This is a genomic window from Paenibacillus taichungensis (genome assembly GCF_003287275.1).
GTDB classification, from domain to species: domain Bacteria; phylum Bacillota; class Bacilli; order Paenibacillales; family Paenibacillaceae; genus Paenibacillus; species Paenibacillus taichungensis_A.
The window spans coordinates 83,577-99,679 of the sequence record NZ_QEVW01000033.1 but is presented as its reverse complement, the minus strand read 5'-3'; the positions used below and the strand labels follow the sequence as shown (position 1 = coordinate 99,679).

The window sequence follows — 16,103 nt, the reverse complement described above, 5'->3', positions numbered from 1 at the left end:
CTATCAAAAAGTCACATCCAAGTTCTCAGAACCGATGCACGGAGTACACGATAACTGATATGATGGATATATGAAATGTACACCATTACGTCAAAACGTGGTGATGACTGAACCTATGATTTCCCCAGGAGATGGAATGATGAACATACCTAATGACATGAACATGGATGATGCGCAGTGGCAACTGCTGATCAGGCAGGTCGCTGAACATTTTAACAACCTGACGATTATGCGTGGATTCCAATATTATAAACAGAAACGCGTCGGACCATTAACCTACACCGAACAAAACGGAATTTTGGCTGAAGTACAGGGCTCCGATGATTATGAGGTAACCCTGAGCTTGCAATCATTGAATACCAGTCACTGTACCTGTCCGGTTGGTTCTCATTGCAAACATATGATAGCCGTTCTAATGAGTTATGCGGAGCAACTGGGCCGACCCGTACACGGCATTGTGAACGCCCACTCCAGCACGGCACTGAAACAGGCTCCAAAACCTGCTGCTATAGCGACTTCCGGACGTTCGGATTACGCAACGCACGAAGAGGATCTCACCATCCCTGATAACCAGTATAGCCAGATCAAGGAACGTGCAACGGAACTTGCAGAACTTGAGATCACGGAATGGCATGAGCTGTTTCAGGCATGCCTGAAACGACTGGGGATAGGTACACCAAGTACATCGTATGTGCAGGCCGCAGCGGACGAGCTCTATGCCATCAAACCTAAGCTGTCCGCTGGTATGGACCAGTTATTTGAGCTGCATGTTCAGCTATACCTGATTCGCTTCTGTGTGCCTGGCCGCAATTCAATCACACATACACCTGTGTATCTGAGCTATCCTGCTCAACTTGCCGTGGATGCGCTCCAAAAGGGGTTGGAACAGATCTTTAGTCGTCCGTTGGATCTCTCCGGTCTAAAGGGCACGAAGCTTGAACAACAATGGAACAGACTTGAGGAAACCTCGGCTTACCTGCGTATGCAAATGATATCCGAGACATCCAGCATGATGTTCTTCACCCCGCTTTATCGACAGTTTTGGTTAAACTGGATCGTACCTCATCTTCAGGGAAACCGGAAAACGCTGGAGTCAGAGCTGGCGTTTCTACAGGAAATGGAAAATGGCCTGTCTGCTGCTGCTTCCAAACCCGCCAAACCTGGTGAGAGCGTACTGAGCGTAGCGAATCTGACGGAAAACGGGAGCGGTGCGCCGATTAAATCTGTCACGTTGCCCTTGCCGCTGGTATTGGCGCAGAGCTGGATGTATTTCCATTTGAAACAAGATGAACAGGCTTGGCAGCGATTAATCAGCGGAAGCTCGGCATACGGTATCCCGCCGGAGCATCTGCTTCATTTTCTTCACGTACTTGCAGATTCTTCGGACTGGAAAAGACTGGGAGAGTGGTTGGTGCAGCTCGGACCTCTGCTGGCGAATCGACGGAACTCCCCCCTGAATGATTACATGCAGTTGTGGGACACAGCCATTCATCATCTGCCTGATGTAGAGCATCGCATGTGGGATACACTGGTCAGCATGTTGCCTCATTCTCGTCCGGCTTATGAAGAAGCGATGCATTCGCGGGGACAGTGGCGGCGGTGGATTGATTTTCAGCTGAGCACAGAGACGGAGCCGCTTGAATTCCGGGTAGCTGTGCTACAACCGATTGAAAAGGATGCTCCCGAACTGCTTCTGCCTTTCTACCATCAAGCAGTAGATCGTTATATAGGACACAAAAACAGGGACGGATACAAAGCAGCAGTGAAACTGTTGAAGCGTCTGTCCAAAATATATAAAAAATTGAAGCAGGAAGAGCACTGGGAGCAGTTTATCACCACATTGGCTGTTCGCAACAGCCGACTGCGCGCCCTGCAGGAAGAGCTTCGGAAAGGTAAGTTGATCTCATGAGTCTAATGCACCCTTACACCGAAACAATTGAGGTCCATGTTGCATTGACCGGATACGGGGATGCCTTGTTCTATGGAGCGCTGAACACCCATCACTTTGTATCGGGACAATCACTTAAGCAGCGATTATTTGCTTGGCATGCCCCTTCCTTCTACGGAACAGAACTGGAAACAAGACAGATTGAAGAGATTGAACTGGTCGTACTGCCTGCGGAAGAAGTGATTCCTTTCTTCAGCGAAATGAACACCCTTCTGCACATTGAATGGAAGTGGGACGAGCAGGCAGAGCATTTGATCCGGCTGGCCCCGGTACTTGCAGCATCGATTGACAATCGTAAATACATCCCCAGCTTCACCGCATTTCGCTCGGGACAACTGCAATGGACCTGGGACCCGGACAGTTTGAAAAAGCAGGATCGAACCGCTCTTGGCAAAGCCCTGGAACAAACGGATGAGAGCTACGCCGAAGGACTGAGTGCTGCCTATTCCGCTTCGGTATTCCAACAATGGTATAGCACGGAAGAAGCGGCCACCGATCTGCGGCGCGAGTTCCCGCAATTGTTTCCACAAAGCGGAACGGCTCCGCAAACGGCTGGCATGGATGCCCAATCCTGGCTCGTGTCCATCGGCTGGAAAGCAGACGCAGCCCCATTCCGTCCGCTCCTGCAATTGCTGGAGCCGGAGGAGGATGAACCGGCATGGCGGCTGCGGCTGGTGTTGCAGAACAAACTTGATGCAGCCGTGCTGGTTCCTGTGCGGTTAGATTCACGTGGCCGGTTGGAAGGTGAATGGCCGGACGTGTGGACACCGTTCATCCTTGATCGTTCGGCAGGATGGCTGGAGCAGCTGCGTGCACATCTGCCTCGGATTCGCCGCGCTATTAGCGGCAGTCGGGATGTGCTCAGTGATCCATTGGGAGATCAGGATGCTTGGCTGTTCCTGACACAAGACAGCGGACGACTGCTTGAAGCTGGCTGGCAAGTGCTGCTTCCGGGTTGGTGGGAAGCTGCGCGCAAGAAGAAACCCAAGCTGCGTGCCAAGGTGAAACCGGAGGAAGGCAGTGAGCGGGGACAGTCTTTCTTTGGACTGGATTCGATCATTCATTTTGACTGGCGTATTGCGATTGGGGATACGGATCTCAGCGAAGAAGAGTTCGCTGATCTCGTGGCCCGTAATGAACGGCTGGTCCGCTTCCGTGGAGAATGGGTTCCCCTTGATCCGGCCTTGCTTGAGCAGATTCGCCGGGCCATGGGCGGTGTGGATCAGGAACAGGGGCTATCGTTTCAGGATATTCTGCATCTGCATCTGCTGCATAATGAGCAGCGAGAGTATCGCAACCAGAAACGCAAGGAAGGACAGGAAGAGGAAGAAGAACAGCCACAATCCAACGAGAACATTCGACTTGAGGTGGAACTGAACGAACACCTGAACCGGGTCATTGCACAGCTTGGCGGTGGGCAAGGCGGCGCTCCTTCCCTGCCTATTCCGGAAGGGTTGCATGCTGAGCTGCGTTCATATCAAAAGGAAGGTTTCGCATGGCTTGGATTCCTGCGGAGATTCGGTCTCGGTGCTTGTCTTGCGGATGACATGGGACTCGGCAAAACGATTCAGTTCATCACATATCTGCTACATCTCAAAGAGCATGAACAGCGCTTGCCTGGGCAGGCACCAGCCCTTCTGGTCTGCCCCACTTCCGTATTGGGGAACTGGCAGAAGGAGATCAGCCGCTTCGCGCCTTCAATTAACGTCAGTTTGCACTACGGAGCACGAAGACTGAGCGGAGAAGAGTTCCGGGAACAGACGGAACAGGTGGATATCATCATTACCTCCTATGCAACAGCGACTCTGGATCAAGAGATGTTGCAGTCCTATACGTGGGCATCCATCTGTCTGGATGAGGCGCAAAATATTAAAAATGCCCAAACGAAGCAGTCCATGGCGGTACGCAGTTTCCCGGCAAAACATCGTATTGCTCTGACTGGTACGCCAATTGAAAATCGGTTATCGGAGTTATGGTCGATCTATGATTTTATTAATCCCGGCTATCTGGGCAGCGCACGGGCATTCCAGACTCGGTTTATCAGTGCAATTGAGAAGGATAAGGATGAGCAGCGCATGCAGGATCTGCAGCAACTGGTGAAGCCATTCATGCTGCGCCGTAAGAAAAAAGATCCGAATATTCAACTCGATCTACCGGACAAAAATGAGATGAAAACCTACATTCACCTTACGGGTGAACAAAGTGCACTATATGATCAGTCCGTTCAGGAACTGATGGACAAAATGAAAGAGCTGGAAGGCATCAAGCGTAAAGGTGCAATTCTCTCTGCCTTAACCCAGCTCAAGCAGTTGTGTGATCACCCCCTGCTGCTGACCAAAGAAGCCTTGCCGGAAACGCTCTCCTCGGAAGGCTCTATAACAGAGTATGACCTGTACAGTCCGCAGGACATGGCCATGCTGATCAGCCGCTCCGCGAAGCTGGAACGACTGATGGAACTGGTTCGCGAACTACGGGATGAGGGCGAACGGTGCCTCATTTTCACACAATACATCGGCATGGGACAGATGCTGCAACAAGTATTAAGACAGGAGTTGCAGGAACCTGTATTGTATCTGCATGGGGGTACGTCCAAGACAGCCAGGGATCGCATGATTGACGAGTTCCAATCCCGGACGTTACCTGCGGCAGAGCAGCCGTCGGTCTTTATTCTGTCCATCAAGGCAGGTGGTGTGGGCTTGAACCTGACCGCAGCGAATCATGTATTCCACTTTGACCGCTGGTGGAACCCTGCCGTGGAAAATCAGGCTACAGACCGCGCGTATCGGATGGGACAGACGAAGGATGTGCAGGTACACAAGTTTATCTCGCTGGGTACACTTGAAGAACGCATTGATGAGATGCTGGAGAGCAAGCAGCAGCTCAGCGACAATATTATCACCAGCTCTGAAAACTGGATTACCGAGCTGTCGACGGATGAGCTGAAGGATCTGTTCACCCGGCGCCGTGACTGGTCAGGTTAACTCAAGAGTGGATTGTTGCAACATACGTAACATTGTAAATAGTAGAATACAAAAAGAAGAGCGAAGTGTCGGAAATGCATTCCGGCTTCGCTCTTTTTTTACAATCCTAGCGCATGTTTCCGATGATGGACGATCTTGAATCCTGCATTTTCTTGACGAAATTCGTCATCACATCAAAGGCTTCATTGCGTTTGTTAGTCATAGACTGCAAACGCAGCATATCCATTTGTTGTGAGTTGCTCATCGCATCAATTTTACCCTTCAGAACTTGGACTTGGGAAGCATCCCCGCTCTGAATGGCCGCCTGCAATTGTTCGTTCAGCTCTGCAATCGCTTGATTGCGATTTTGAACTTGTTGAATTTGTGCCTGCAATTGGCTATCCAGCAATTTCGTGCGTTCCTGCTGAACCATCATCAAAGCTGTTTCGATGTCCATGCCACTCAAATTAATGCTTGAGACAGAAGGTACCGTTGATACACTTGCTGCAGAAGCAGAAGTTACAACGGATACAGCTGCAATGGCAGCAATAACTGTGGAAGAAATGACTTTGCTTGATTTTTTCATAACCTACACCTCCTTTTTTATATAGTAGATACCCCCAGTAACTGGCATCTTTCGACATCATATATCGAAGGTCCTAGATCCTTCAACCCAAATTCCCGAAGTTGAGACTAAATTGATACTGATTGAGTCTCCAACATTTCCCATACAAACGAATAGTCTGTGTGCTGGTTTAAGAGTCTTTCCGTTTCTGAACAGGCACCCAAACTTCCACTTCGGCGTCCATTGGCTTTCCATTTAGCAACACTTCTGCGATCGGTCCCCCGGAATATTCAAACTCATAGTCATACTCATCGGTTAACAGAGAACCAAATGCTTGGTTTTCCAGCTTATCAAATGCCAAACGGGATAAACCACCGCTTCCTGACAAGATTAAATACTCGCCTGCAGGAAAAAGGACTTCGTCTGTATGTTCAGGCAGAGGCTTCGAGGATTGAACACCCGCATAATAATGGACATTGCCATTTTCTATGGTTACTGCGGCGAAACCATATGGACTTTCCGAATAAGGACGAAGACTGGCCATTTGTCCATTATCCAACACACTTTTGAAGAAAGTTGTCTTCTTGCTTGAATACTGAGGAGTGTGGATACTGGTTCCCTCGTCTAAAAGGGTTTTAAAACTGATGATACGAAAGGCCTGCTTCTTCTCAATCCTGTAATTGTTCATATTTATTGCCTCCTGGTTGTACATGAATTTGGTTTACGAACCAAGCATAATCTATCAACTGTGACATCTGTATGGCATACTTAAAGCGGAGGTGGAGTATGAAAATTGATCGCTTACTTGCTTTGATTATGATTTTATTGGAGCGAGAGGTGGTTAGTGCGCGGGAATTGGCCGAACGTCTTGAAGTGAGCAGACGAACCATCTATCGAGATATTGATACGTTAACCTTTGCCGGATTGCCCATTTTTACGCATCAGGGAGCGATGGGCGGCGTGGGTCTGATGAAAGCCTATAAAATGGACAAGCTGTTATTCACACCACAGGATATACAGACCTTGTTGACCAGTTTGAAAAGCTATAAACAGTTGTTTGAACATAATGAAATTGTTTTCATCTTGGAGAAATTGAATGCAATCCATCACGGGAGTGACACTGGCATTAAGGCAGGACGGTTCGCAGTGGATTTATCGTTAAATCAAGGGAATGAATCACTCCGCAATTTGCTTAGCTGCATTGAGACTGCGATGAATGAACAGCGATACCTGGTCTTTGATTATGGGGATCGGGGCGGGAAAATCAGCACCCGGACGGTTGAACCGTATCAGATTGTCTTCAAGGGGAGCAGTTGGTATTTGCAAAGCTACTGTGTCGACCGGGAAGATTTCCGCATATTTAAATTGGCGCGTATGAGCAACCTTCTGGTATCAAAGAACGGATATGTACCAAGAGACTTCACCCCATTACCCATGGATGGAGCCGGATGGATGAGTCAGGACTGGGTGGAGGTAACGATTCGTGTTCATCGTTCAGTCATTGATAAAGTAATTGAGCGTTTCGGGGAAGCGCATATCCTTCATATGGGAGAAGAAACCTGTCTGGCGACTTATCCCATTATTAAAAACACATTCGGATACGACAAGTTACTTGCATTTGGAGATAAATGTGAAGTGATTGAACCCGTTGAAGTGCGTAAGGAATTTCAAGATTACGTTCGTCGCATTCTGGGACAATATGAACATTAAGAAGAATAAAATACACACAATAAAGCCAGCACGCTGTCCATTCAAAATGGCGGTTCCTTTTGCCAAATCAACAGACAACATCCACCACGTTCAGCTTTCTAATTGAAATAACACAGCTCCTGCTCCGAGTAACCTCGGCAACTCACAGCATCGATCTGAACGATCTAACAGTCAATACAGCAGGAAGTATATTAGGCTTTGTCATGCTAAACATGTTCTCAAAAAGCTCCATCAGGCAGCACCCAATGGCCATATGGGAGTTAGCACGCGAAGTATCATTCAAAGCTATGCAGTAAACGATGATTAGCAAACATAAAGTACCCCTGTAGGCAAAACATGGTCCATGTCCCAAGATGAAAAAAGCAGTCTGCTATGGTACAATGAAGGAATTGTGTATTCAGAGACAGACATGTGGATAAAGGCCATGAAAGAAGGATCTCTGGTGCGCTTTTATCCATTCATCATGCTGCCATTCTAGGGAGGCTTATGGAACAACCATGCTCATTATTGGTATCGCCGGAGGAACCGGCTCCGGTAAAACGACGGTAGCTCGCTCCGTCATAGACCGTCTGGGATCAGGTAAAGTCACGTTTATATCCCAAGACAATTATTACAAAGACCAGTCGCAGCTCACCCCTGAGCAACGCCGACTCACCAATTACGATCACCCGTTTGCATTCGATAATGATCTGTTGATTGAGCATCTCACCTTGTTGAAAAAAGGCCAAGCGGCGTATGCTCCCGTATATGACTTCACCATAGATAACCGTGCCGCCAATGAAACGGTTGAACTGGCACCGAACCATATCGTTATTGTGGAAGGACTGCATGTCCTGATTGATGAACATCTGCGTGCCCTTCTGGATATTAAGGTATTTGTTGATACGGATTCCGATGTGCGTATTCTGCGCAGAGTACTGCGGGATATGGAAGAACGCGGCCGTACGATTCAATCCGTGTACAAACAATATCTCGAAACCGTAAAACCGATGCATGATGCTTTTATCGAGCCTTCCAAAAAGTATGCAGACATCATCATTCCCGAAGGTGGACATAATGAAGTCGGGATTCAGATGTTATCCATCCTGACTGAGAAATATCTGACCGGTGAAAAGTGGAATGGCGCATAATTTAATATAATGTTGCTGCATTAAGCGCTCTGCCCCGCTCACATCCGAGTGGGACAAAAACGGGCATCGCTCATACCATATCACCACTAAAATCCAGGTTGCAATTAGCGCAATCTGGATTTTTTGGGTATTTCTATTTTATAATGGACTCCATAACTGAAAGGAGACAGCACAACATGGCTACTTTTGAAGAGTTTATACAGCATGACATCCGCGTTGGTACAGTGGTGGAAGCCGAACCTTTTCCAAAAGCGCGCATCCCTGCGATTAAAATGACCATTGATTTCGGCCCACTTGGCCTTAAACGTTCGAGCGCCCAAATTACGAAACGTTACACCCCCGACATGATGGTCGGCAAGCAGGTTATTGCTGTAGTCAATTTCCCGCCGCGCCGAATTGCGGGTTTTGTATCGGAAGTACTGGTGCTTGGCGGTGTGCCTGATGAAGGTGACGTTGTATTGTTAACCCCGGACCAGACATTACCGAACGGAACAACGATTGCCTGATTTTCATCATATCGCTATTCCTGTCTTTGCACCTAAAGCATAAGGTTATGAATCTTCGGATTCGTGGCCTTTTTTTGCATCGTAGAGTATGAATGATGATGGACATATTTAGTATTTAGTAATGTGAAGCAGTGCCAGCTAATCTCCCTTTTCTATGCTCCTCGACCCTTTTGGAGACACACCCGTCACTCGCTTGAACATCTTGGAAAACAGTAATGGATCTGTATACCCCACAGAGTGGGCCACTTCGCTAACCGATAGAGCCGAATGCTGCAGCAGTTCAGCTGCACGATTCATCCGGTATTCGAGAAAGAAAGCCTGTAATGACTTGCCATACCTCTCCTTAAAAAGCCCTGATAGATACGTGCGATCCAAACCCACGGCACGGGCAATATCCAGGATCGAGGTTCTCTGACTATACCTGTTCTCCATAAACTGAACGGCCTGCCTGATATATTCCTCTTTGGTCGACAGAGGTCTTTGCAGCTGCTCTCCAGCGGGAGAAGATGCGATCAGTTCAGCGATTAGCCGGTACAGCAGGCTCTGGTTGAACACATCTCCCCCGGTACGTGTTGATGCTTGAACCATCTCGGTATACAGGCAGTCGAATGTATCCTTATCTCTGGCATCAAATACAGGATGTTCCGGACTAATATGAGCTCGCTGCATGAATGCCTTGGCATGAACACCCTTGAACCCGAACCAGGAATAAGTCCATGGCTGCTTCGCATCCGCTTCATAATGAATAAGCGTATCCGGAAGAATCACAAATCCCTGGCCCTGTGTAAGCTCATATTGCTGATCCGCCATAAATACAGTGCCCCGTCCTTCATGAATGTAATGAACAATATAAGCATCCCGAACACCCGGCCCCCAATAATGCGACGGATCACATGCCTGCCAACCGAAAAATAACAGTACCAATTCCATCTGCGTCAAATCCATAGGAACCACGTTCGTTTCGATCAGTTTCAACATTCCACACTCCCTCTGTTCACCACTATAGGCAATCTCACACTAAAATTATAACAGGTAAATAGATGAAATATTAGCTGTAAGCGAATCCATAAATGGGATTATGCCATATTTATAAGAGGTTGAGCCATAGTTATCTCGGCACAATCCACCTATATTGGAGGTACACCATTTATTCAGGGAGGCTGAACTTGAGATGAACAAAATTACGTTCCTCGGTGCAGGAAGCACCGTTTTTGTCAAAAATGTATTGGGTGATGTCATGATGACTGAAGCGCTTCAGGATTTTGAGCTGGCGTTGTTCGATATTGATGCGGAACGCCTAAGCGACTCGGAGCGCTTGCTCACCAGTATGGCACGTTCGATCGGAAGTGGTTGTTCCATCAAAGCCTATACCGACCGCAAGGAAGCACTGCGCGGGGCCAAATATGTGATTAATGCCATTCAGGTAGGCGGATATGATCCGTGTACCATTACAGATTTTGAAATTCCGAAGAAATATGGATTACGTCAGACGATCGCCGATACGCTCGGGATTGGCGGGATTTTCCGTAATTTGCGGACGATTCCGGTGATGCTCGATTTTGCACAGGATATGCAGGAAGTGTGCCCGGATGCGTGGTTCCTGAACTACACCAACCCGATGGCAGTACTGACCAATGTCATGAACGTGCATGGCGGAATTAAAACTGTAGGTCTGTGTCACAGTGTACAGGTGTGTGTGCCGCATCTGTTTGATGCACTGGGGATTGATCAGACGGGTGTGGTCGCGAAAGTTGCGGGTATCAATCATATGGCCTGGCTGCTGGAAGTCACACGGGATGGTCAGGATCTGTATCCGGAGATTAAACGTCTGGCGAAGGAAAAACAGAAAGAGCAGCATGATGACATGGTCCGTTATGAACTGATGCAGCGCTTTGGATACTATGTAACCGAGTCCTCCGAGCATAATGCCGAGTACCATCCTTATTTTATTAAACGAAACTACCCGGAGCTGATTGAACGCTTCAACATTCCGCTGGACGAGTATCCGCGCCGCTGCGTGGACCAGATTGAAGGCTGGAAAGAAATGCGTGAGAAGCTGTTATCCAGCGAAAATATCGAACATACGCGCAGCCGGGAATACGCTTCGCATATTATGGAGGCCATGGAGACGGATCGCCCTTACAAAATCGGCGGTAATGTCATGAATAACGGACTGATTACCAACCTGCCTCGTGAAGCCTGTGTTGAGGTGCCTTGTCTTGTGGATGGATCAGGCATCAGCCCGACGTATATCGGGGACCTGCCTCCGCAACTTGCGGCATTGAACCGTACGAATATTAACACTCAACTGTTGACCATTGAAGCGGCGATTACGGGCAAAAAAGAGCACATCTATCATGCCGCGATGCTTGACCCGCATACAGCTGCCGAGCTTTCCATTGATGATATCGTCTCAATGTGTGATGAGCTGATCGAAGCTCATGGCGACTGGTTGCCGAAGTACACGTCATAAGAAGTTCATTGTATGCAATTCTAAAAGCACTAGTCCCCTCTTAACAGGGAGAGGCTGGTGCTTTTTTGAGCTTTCATCTTGTTTCCCAGCCTAATCCTGAAGCAGAAAACGATAGCCGATTCCCGGCTCGGTCTGAATAAAACGGGGACGCGTGGGATCTTCCTGCAATTTTTTGCGCAGATGGCCGACATATACCCGCAAGTAATGGCTGTCCGACTCATGATGATGTCCTCCCCACACTTGTTGCAGCAACTGGCGTTGGGTAATAATTTTGCCTGCATGGGTTGCGAGTACTTTCAGCATTTCATACTCAGTTGGTGTTAACTTTACGGGTGATCCGTCCAAATCGACCTGTCTCTGGGCCAGATCAATCGTAAGCGGACCAAAACGCAATACCGGCTCATCCGTAGTTTTAGCCACATGGCGAAGGGCAACCCGAATACGGGCAACGAGCTCTCCCATGCCAAACGGTTTGGTGACATAATCATCCGCCCCGCCATCAAGTGCAGCAATTTTATCCTCTTCGCGTTCCTTTGCAGTCAGCACGATGACTGGTACCTGCGACCATTCCCGAATCCGCTGAAGTACATCCATTCCGGACATACCGGGCAAGCCCAGATCAAGCACAACCAGATCAGGATGCACTATGCTTGCCTGTCTGACCGCTTCTTCGCCGTCGGCGCATTCGTGAATCTCAAATTGATGCGCCTGCAGCGTAACCTTCAGCAGTTTACGGATCTGTGGTTCATCATCCACAATTAATATGCGCGCGCCTTGTGGTGCCGTCATGTCATTCTTCCTCTCTTTGTCCCATATACGGGAATGATGCTTCGGGTTCCTCTGTAGGCAAACAGATGCATACACGTGTCCCGCCTCCCGGATTCGGCTCTGCGGTGATCGTACCTCCATGAACTTCGACGATTCCTCTACAGATGGCAAGCCCGAGTCCCGTACCTGTCACATGCCGTGACGATTCGGATCGATAAAATTTCTCAAACACCCGCTCGCGCTCTGCTTCCGGAATCCCGACACCCGAATCAGCCACCACCATGGTCATTCGTCCATGCGGCTCATCCATCTTCACCGTAATGACGATTTCACTATCCTCTGGTGAATATTTGATGGCATTGCTGATGACGTTGACCAGAACCTGCTCCAGCAAAACCTCATCCCCGGATACAAACGGCGGCTGATCCGGCAATTCCACCCGAATGCGACGTTGCTGGATGAATTGCTGAACCTGATTTAGAACAATCCCGATCATGTCGCCCACATCACACCATTTCCTACGCAGCTGCAACATGCCACTCTCCAGCTTCACCATGCCCAGCAAATTGGTTACCAGCCTGTTCATACGCAGAGCTCCATCCCGGATATTGCCTGTCAGTTCTTTTCGATCCTCCGGGGTAAAAAGAGAATCATTTTCCAGCAAACCCGTTGCTGAACCAATGATGGCCGTAAGGGGTGTGCGCAGCTCATGGGACACCGAGTCCAGCAAAGCGGTGCGAATTCGTTCCGATTCAGCCGTCACCTGCGCGAGTCTCGCTTCTTCGGCCAGCTTGACACGGGCAATGGCGCTTGCTGCCAGCCCGCCACACGCTTCCAGCAAACGCAGCTTTTCTCGCTGATCCTGAAGCTCGCTGGATTCCAGATTCACAGCGAGCACCCCATGGATCTGGTCTTCTGTACGCAGCGGCACATACAAACCAGTTGATTCCCGCAGGCTGGAGGACCCGCGTCCAGCGATTTCACCATGTTTATACACCCATTTGGCAATAGCAATTTCAGCTTCTCCTTTACCCCAGGCAATTACATCCGAATCCTCCGAAGAGGAGGTAACCTGAAGTTCGCCTTGAGCATTCAGGAGATATATTGCTGCCGGAGCCCCAAGTGTCAGTGACACCTGTCTCACAATGTTGCCGAGTAGAGTATGCAAATCTGTAACAGCCGTCATCTGGCGACTTAAGGCATATAGCGAATTCGTCGTAATCTCGCGTTGTTTTACCACTTCCAGCTGCTGCCGCAGGCGCCCCGCCAGACTCGCTGTTAATACAGCCACTGCCAAATACACAACAAAGGAAAACAAATATCGCAAATCCTCAACCGTAAAACTGAGATACGGAGGAACAAAAAAGAAGTCAAAGGCAACAACGCTAAGACTTGCTGCATATATGGCCGGACCCATTCCCCAGTACACAGCACTGACCAATACCGGAAAAAGATAAATTAACCCCACGTTAACCAGGTCATCGCTAATCCCTATCGCATGAAGCAGAATGGTGAGCAATGTAATTCCAAGGGTTACCCATATATATTTGGGAACACGGTTTAGCTTCAGCCAGACGTCTTCCCCTTTATTTCGTTCAGACACAGCACATCTCACATCCCGCTCAGTTCATAATCGTAGTCCGCAACAATTAATACGTCCATATGTCTGGATAACCGTACCAGCCTGCTGACCACCGTTCCCTTTCCACGATAGCCGTTCAGCCACCAAACCCGTCTCGCTTGACCAACCACCAACTGCGTTGCTCTTTCCTCAGAAGCTTTACCCGCCAAAATACCAGGTACATCTCTCAGCCTCTGGCTATGATGAATATGGAATTTGCCGCCCAGTCGAACGGTCAGCTGTTCCAGCTCCTCCAACTGGCATTTCACTTCATCACTCATGACTTCACCTACATGAACATGGTGCACATGCCAGACCGCTTTTAACCGGTAGGCTGTGCGGAATCCGCGACGAATCAACCGCTCTGCATGCTCATCACTGCTTACGCAGACAAAGACCACCTCCTGTCTGCGCCAGGGACCGCGAAGTGCACTTTTGCGCTCCTGTGATTCAAGGCGTTCATCCACATCATCGGCCAATTCCCTCAAGGCAAGTTCCCGTAAGGCAATCAGATTACCAATGCGAAAAAAATGACCAAGCGCTTGTTCTACCTTGGCTGCTGCATAGATTTTACCCTCCCGCATGCGTTGCCGCAAGGCTTGGGGGGCCACATCGATAAGCTGAACCTCGTCTGCCGTTTGCAACATATGATCCGGCACAGTCTCCCTGACCCTGATTCCCGTTATATGTTCCACCGCATCGTTCAAACTTTCCAGGTGCTGCACATTCACGGTAGTGATGACAGAGATGCCCGCATCCAACAGGATCTGAACATCTTCGTAACGCTTTTGGCGCATGCTTCCCGGAACATTCGTATGCGCAAGCTCATCCACCAATACCACTTCAGGACATAGACGAAGAATCGCTTCGGTATCCATTTCTTCGAGCTGCACTCCTTGGTATGTCCGCTGCTCCCGCGGAATGATGGATAATTGGCCAATCTGTTCCATCGTTTCCGCCCGATTATGCGTCTCCAGCAGACCAATCCGTACGTCGATGCCTTTGCGGAGCAGATCATTGCCCTCCCGGAGCATCATATAGGTTTTACCCACACCTGGCGCAGCACCGATGTATACCTTGAACTTGCCCCGCCGAATCTGACCAATCTGTGCCTTCATCTCCTGCTCGCTTAACCTGCGATAAGTTGGCGTCTCTGTATCCGGCAGTCGGGTCGGAAGCACCCGCTCACCCTCATGTTGTGCCCGATCCGCGAGTAGAAACAGATCTACACCCCGCACCCTGCGCAGCAAGGAATTAACAAATGATCCCCGCCACAGCTCCTGCCAGCGACTGTGCCGTGAATGCCCCATAACAATACGGGTAATCTGATGCTGGACTGCGTAGCGTGCAAGTGTAGGTGGAATGTTACGGCGGTGTAACACAGGCAATTCCTCAAACTGCCCTCCGAATTTCTCCACCATTTTGATCATGTTGCGACGAAAAACGGTAGCTTCCTTGGTCAGCGGCTGCTTCATATTGCGAAAGGTCACGGCATGCAGATCTCCGTTTAATCTCTTCGCAATCTGCTGTCCTCTCCGAATATAGATGGACCCGTTCCAGTGATATTGGGTGGATACCAAAATGCGTTCCATAATGCCTGTCGTAACCGTAATGCCCATCTCTTCCCGGTGCTCACGCAGTGATTCGTTAACCCCTTCTGCGACAAGTCGGAGAGCCAGTTCACGCAAAATACCCAAATTGCCATGCCGGAACACCGCTTCGCCCTCATGTCCCCGAAGATGTCCCTCGGCAAGACGGCTTAATACGGTTTCAGGAGTTACATCGATCAGCTTCACTTCATCAGCCAGTTCAAGGGTATCTGCTGGCACGGTATGCTCTGCAGCAATTCCCGTGAGCTGGCGTGCAAGCTCCGTATACCCCTCCAGCTCATATACATTCACCGTTGTAATGACACTGATATTGTGTCGCAGCAAATACTGAATGTCTTCCAGTCGGGTTGCATGACGTGCCTCTTTTCGGTTTCTATGAGCAAGCCCGTCAACGAGCACGACCTCCGGATTACGTGCCAGCAGGGCATCCAGATTCAAGTCCTTCATCTCCATGCCATCCTTCCAGCGAGACCAGTGAATGCTCGGAATCCGCTCCAACTCGCCGAGCTGCTCCACAGTCTCCGGTCTTTGCATGGTCGACACAGCGCAGATAACCACATCAATCCCCTGGTGGCGCAATGTGTTTCCTTCCCTGAGCATATGATACGTTTTGCCCGAACCGCTGACCGGACCGATATATATCTTCAAGGTACCCTGCTGCAGCTTCGTGATCATTTTCAAGATGTCTTCCGGAGATTTCCGCTTGAAGCTGTTTTCCATCCGTTCACTCCCCCAACATAACCTTTAATTAAAATGGAGAAAGCCCCTTCCGAAGCTCGGAAGAAGGCATGATACGAGCAACCAAGGGAAAT

13 protein-coding genes are annotated in these 16,103 nt (G+C 49.2%); 7 read left to right on the top strand and 6 right to left on the bottom strand.

The window, feature by feature from the left end:
- Positions 1–139: 139 nt before the first annotated feature.
- On the top strand, positions 140–1,909 hold the full coding sequence (locus DC345_RS30605; protein WP_181586791.1) for an SWIM zinc finger family protein: 1,770 nt from the start codon (positions 140–142) through the stop codon (positions 1,907–1,909).
- A 5-nt stretch (positions 1,910–1,914) separates the two neighbouring features.
- A complete protein-coding gene (locus DC345_RS30600) occupies positions 1,915–4,929 on the top strand; it encodes a DEAD/DEAH box helicase (protein WP_113056369.1) in 3,015 nt (1,004 codons plus the stop codon).
- Positions 4,930–5,035: 106 nt separating this feature from the next.
- On the opposite strand, the gene DC345_RS30595 is transcribed toward DC345_RS30600, so the two are convergent.
- Positions 5,036–5,494 carry a hypothetical protein gene (locus DC345_RS30595; RefSeq protein WP_113056349.1) on the bottom strand — a complete coding sequence of 153 codons (459 nt, stop codon included), beginning with the start codon at positions 5,492–5,494 and terminating at the stop codon, positions 5,036–5,038.
- Between the two features lie 169 nt (positions 5,495–5,663).
- Positions 5,664–6,161 carry a GyrI-like domain-containing protein gene (locus tag DC345_RS30590; protein ID WP_113056348.1) on the bottom strand — a complete coding sequence of 166 codons (498 nt, stop codon included), beginning with the start codon at positions 6,159–6,161 and terminating at the stop codon, positions 5,664–5,666.
- A gap of 98 nt (positions 6,162–6,259) precedes the next feature.
- Between DC345_RS30590 and DC345_RS30585 the strand changes: the two genes are divergently transcribed.
- The 4 genes from DC345_RS30585 to csaA all read left to right on the top strand — a co-directional run bounded on the left by DC345_RS30585 (position 6,260) and on the right by csaA (position 8,819).
- Positions 6,260–7,183, top strand: a complete 924-nt coding sequence (locus DC345_RS30585; protein ID WP_113056347.1) for a helix-turn-helix transcriptional regulator — start codon at positions 6,260–6,262, stop codon at positions 7,181–7,183.
- 59 nt (positions 7,184–7,242) lie between these two features.
- On the top strand, positions 7,243–7,479 hold the full coding sequence (locus DC345_RS32505) for a VanZ family protein (protein WP_113056346.1): 237 nt from the start codon (positions 7,243–7,245) through the stop codon (positions 7,477–7,479).
- A 201-nt stretch (positions 7,480–7,680) separates the two neighbouring features.
- On the top strand, positions 7,681–8,313 hold the full coding sequence (udk, locus tag DC345_RS30575) for a uridine kinase (protein ID WP_113056345.1): 633 nt from the start codon (positions 7,681–7,683) through the stop codon (positions 8,311–8,313).
- A 176-nt stretch (positions 8,314–8,489) separates the two neighbouring features.
- On the top strand, positions 8,490–8,819 hold the full coding sequence (gene csaA / locus DC345_RS30570) for a chaperone CsaA (RefSeq protein WP_113056344.1): 330 nt from the start codon (positions 8,490–8,492) through the stop codon (positions 8,817–8,819).
- Between the two features lie 138 nt (positions 8,820–8,957).
- On the opposite strand, the gene DC345_RS30565 is transcribed toward csaA, so the two are convergent.
- Positions 8,958–9,794: an AraC family transcriptional regulator gene (locus tag DC345_RS30565; protein ID WP_113056368.1), complete on the bottom strand. Its 837-nt coding sequence runs from the start codon at positions 9,792–9,794 to the stop codon at positions 8,958–8,960.
- Positions 9,795–9,990: 196 nt separating this feature from the next.
- Here DC345_RS30565 and melA point away from each other — a divergent pair, with 196 nt between their 5' ends.
- Entirely contained in the window at positions 9,991–11,292 is a 1,302-nt protein-coding gene (melA, locus tag DC345_RS30560) for an alpha-glucosidase/alpha-galactosidase (RefSeq protein ID WP_113056343.1), read from the top strand.
- A gap of 90 nt (positions 11,293–11,382) precedes the next feature.
- Here melA and DC345_RS30555 read toward each other — a convergent pair whose 3' ends face one another.
- From DC345_RS30555 to DC345_RS30545, 3 genes are read right to left on the bottom strand one after another with little or no spacing between them, the layout of a single operon-like run.
- Positions 11,383–12,081, bottom strand: a complete 699-nt coding sequence (locus DC345_RS30555; RefSeq protein ID WP_113056342.1) for a response regulator — start codon at positions 12,079–12,081, stop codon at positions 11,383–11,385.
- Position 12,082: 1 nt separating this feature from the next.
- Positions 12,083–13,663: an ATP-binding protein gene (locus DC345_RS30550; protein WP_220095262.1), complete on the bottom strand. Its 1,581-nt coding sequence runs from the start codon at positions 13,661–13,663 to the stop codon at positions 12,083–12,085.
- 8 nt (positions 13,664–13,671) lie between these two features.
- On the bottom strand, positions 13,672–16,011 hold the full coding sequence (locus tag DC345_RS30545) for a histidine kinase (RefSeq protein WP_113056341.1): 2,340 nt from the start codon (positions 16,009–16,011) through the stop codon (positions 13,672–13,674).
- Positions 16,012–16,103 lie beyond the last annotated feature (92 nt).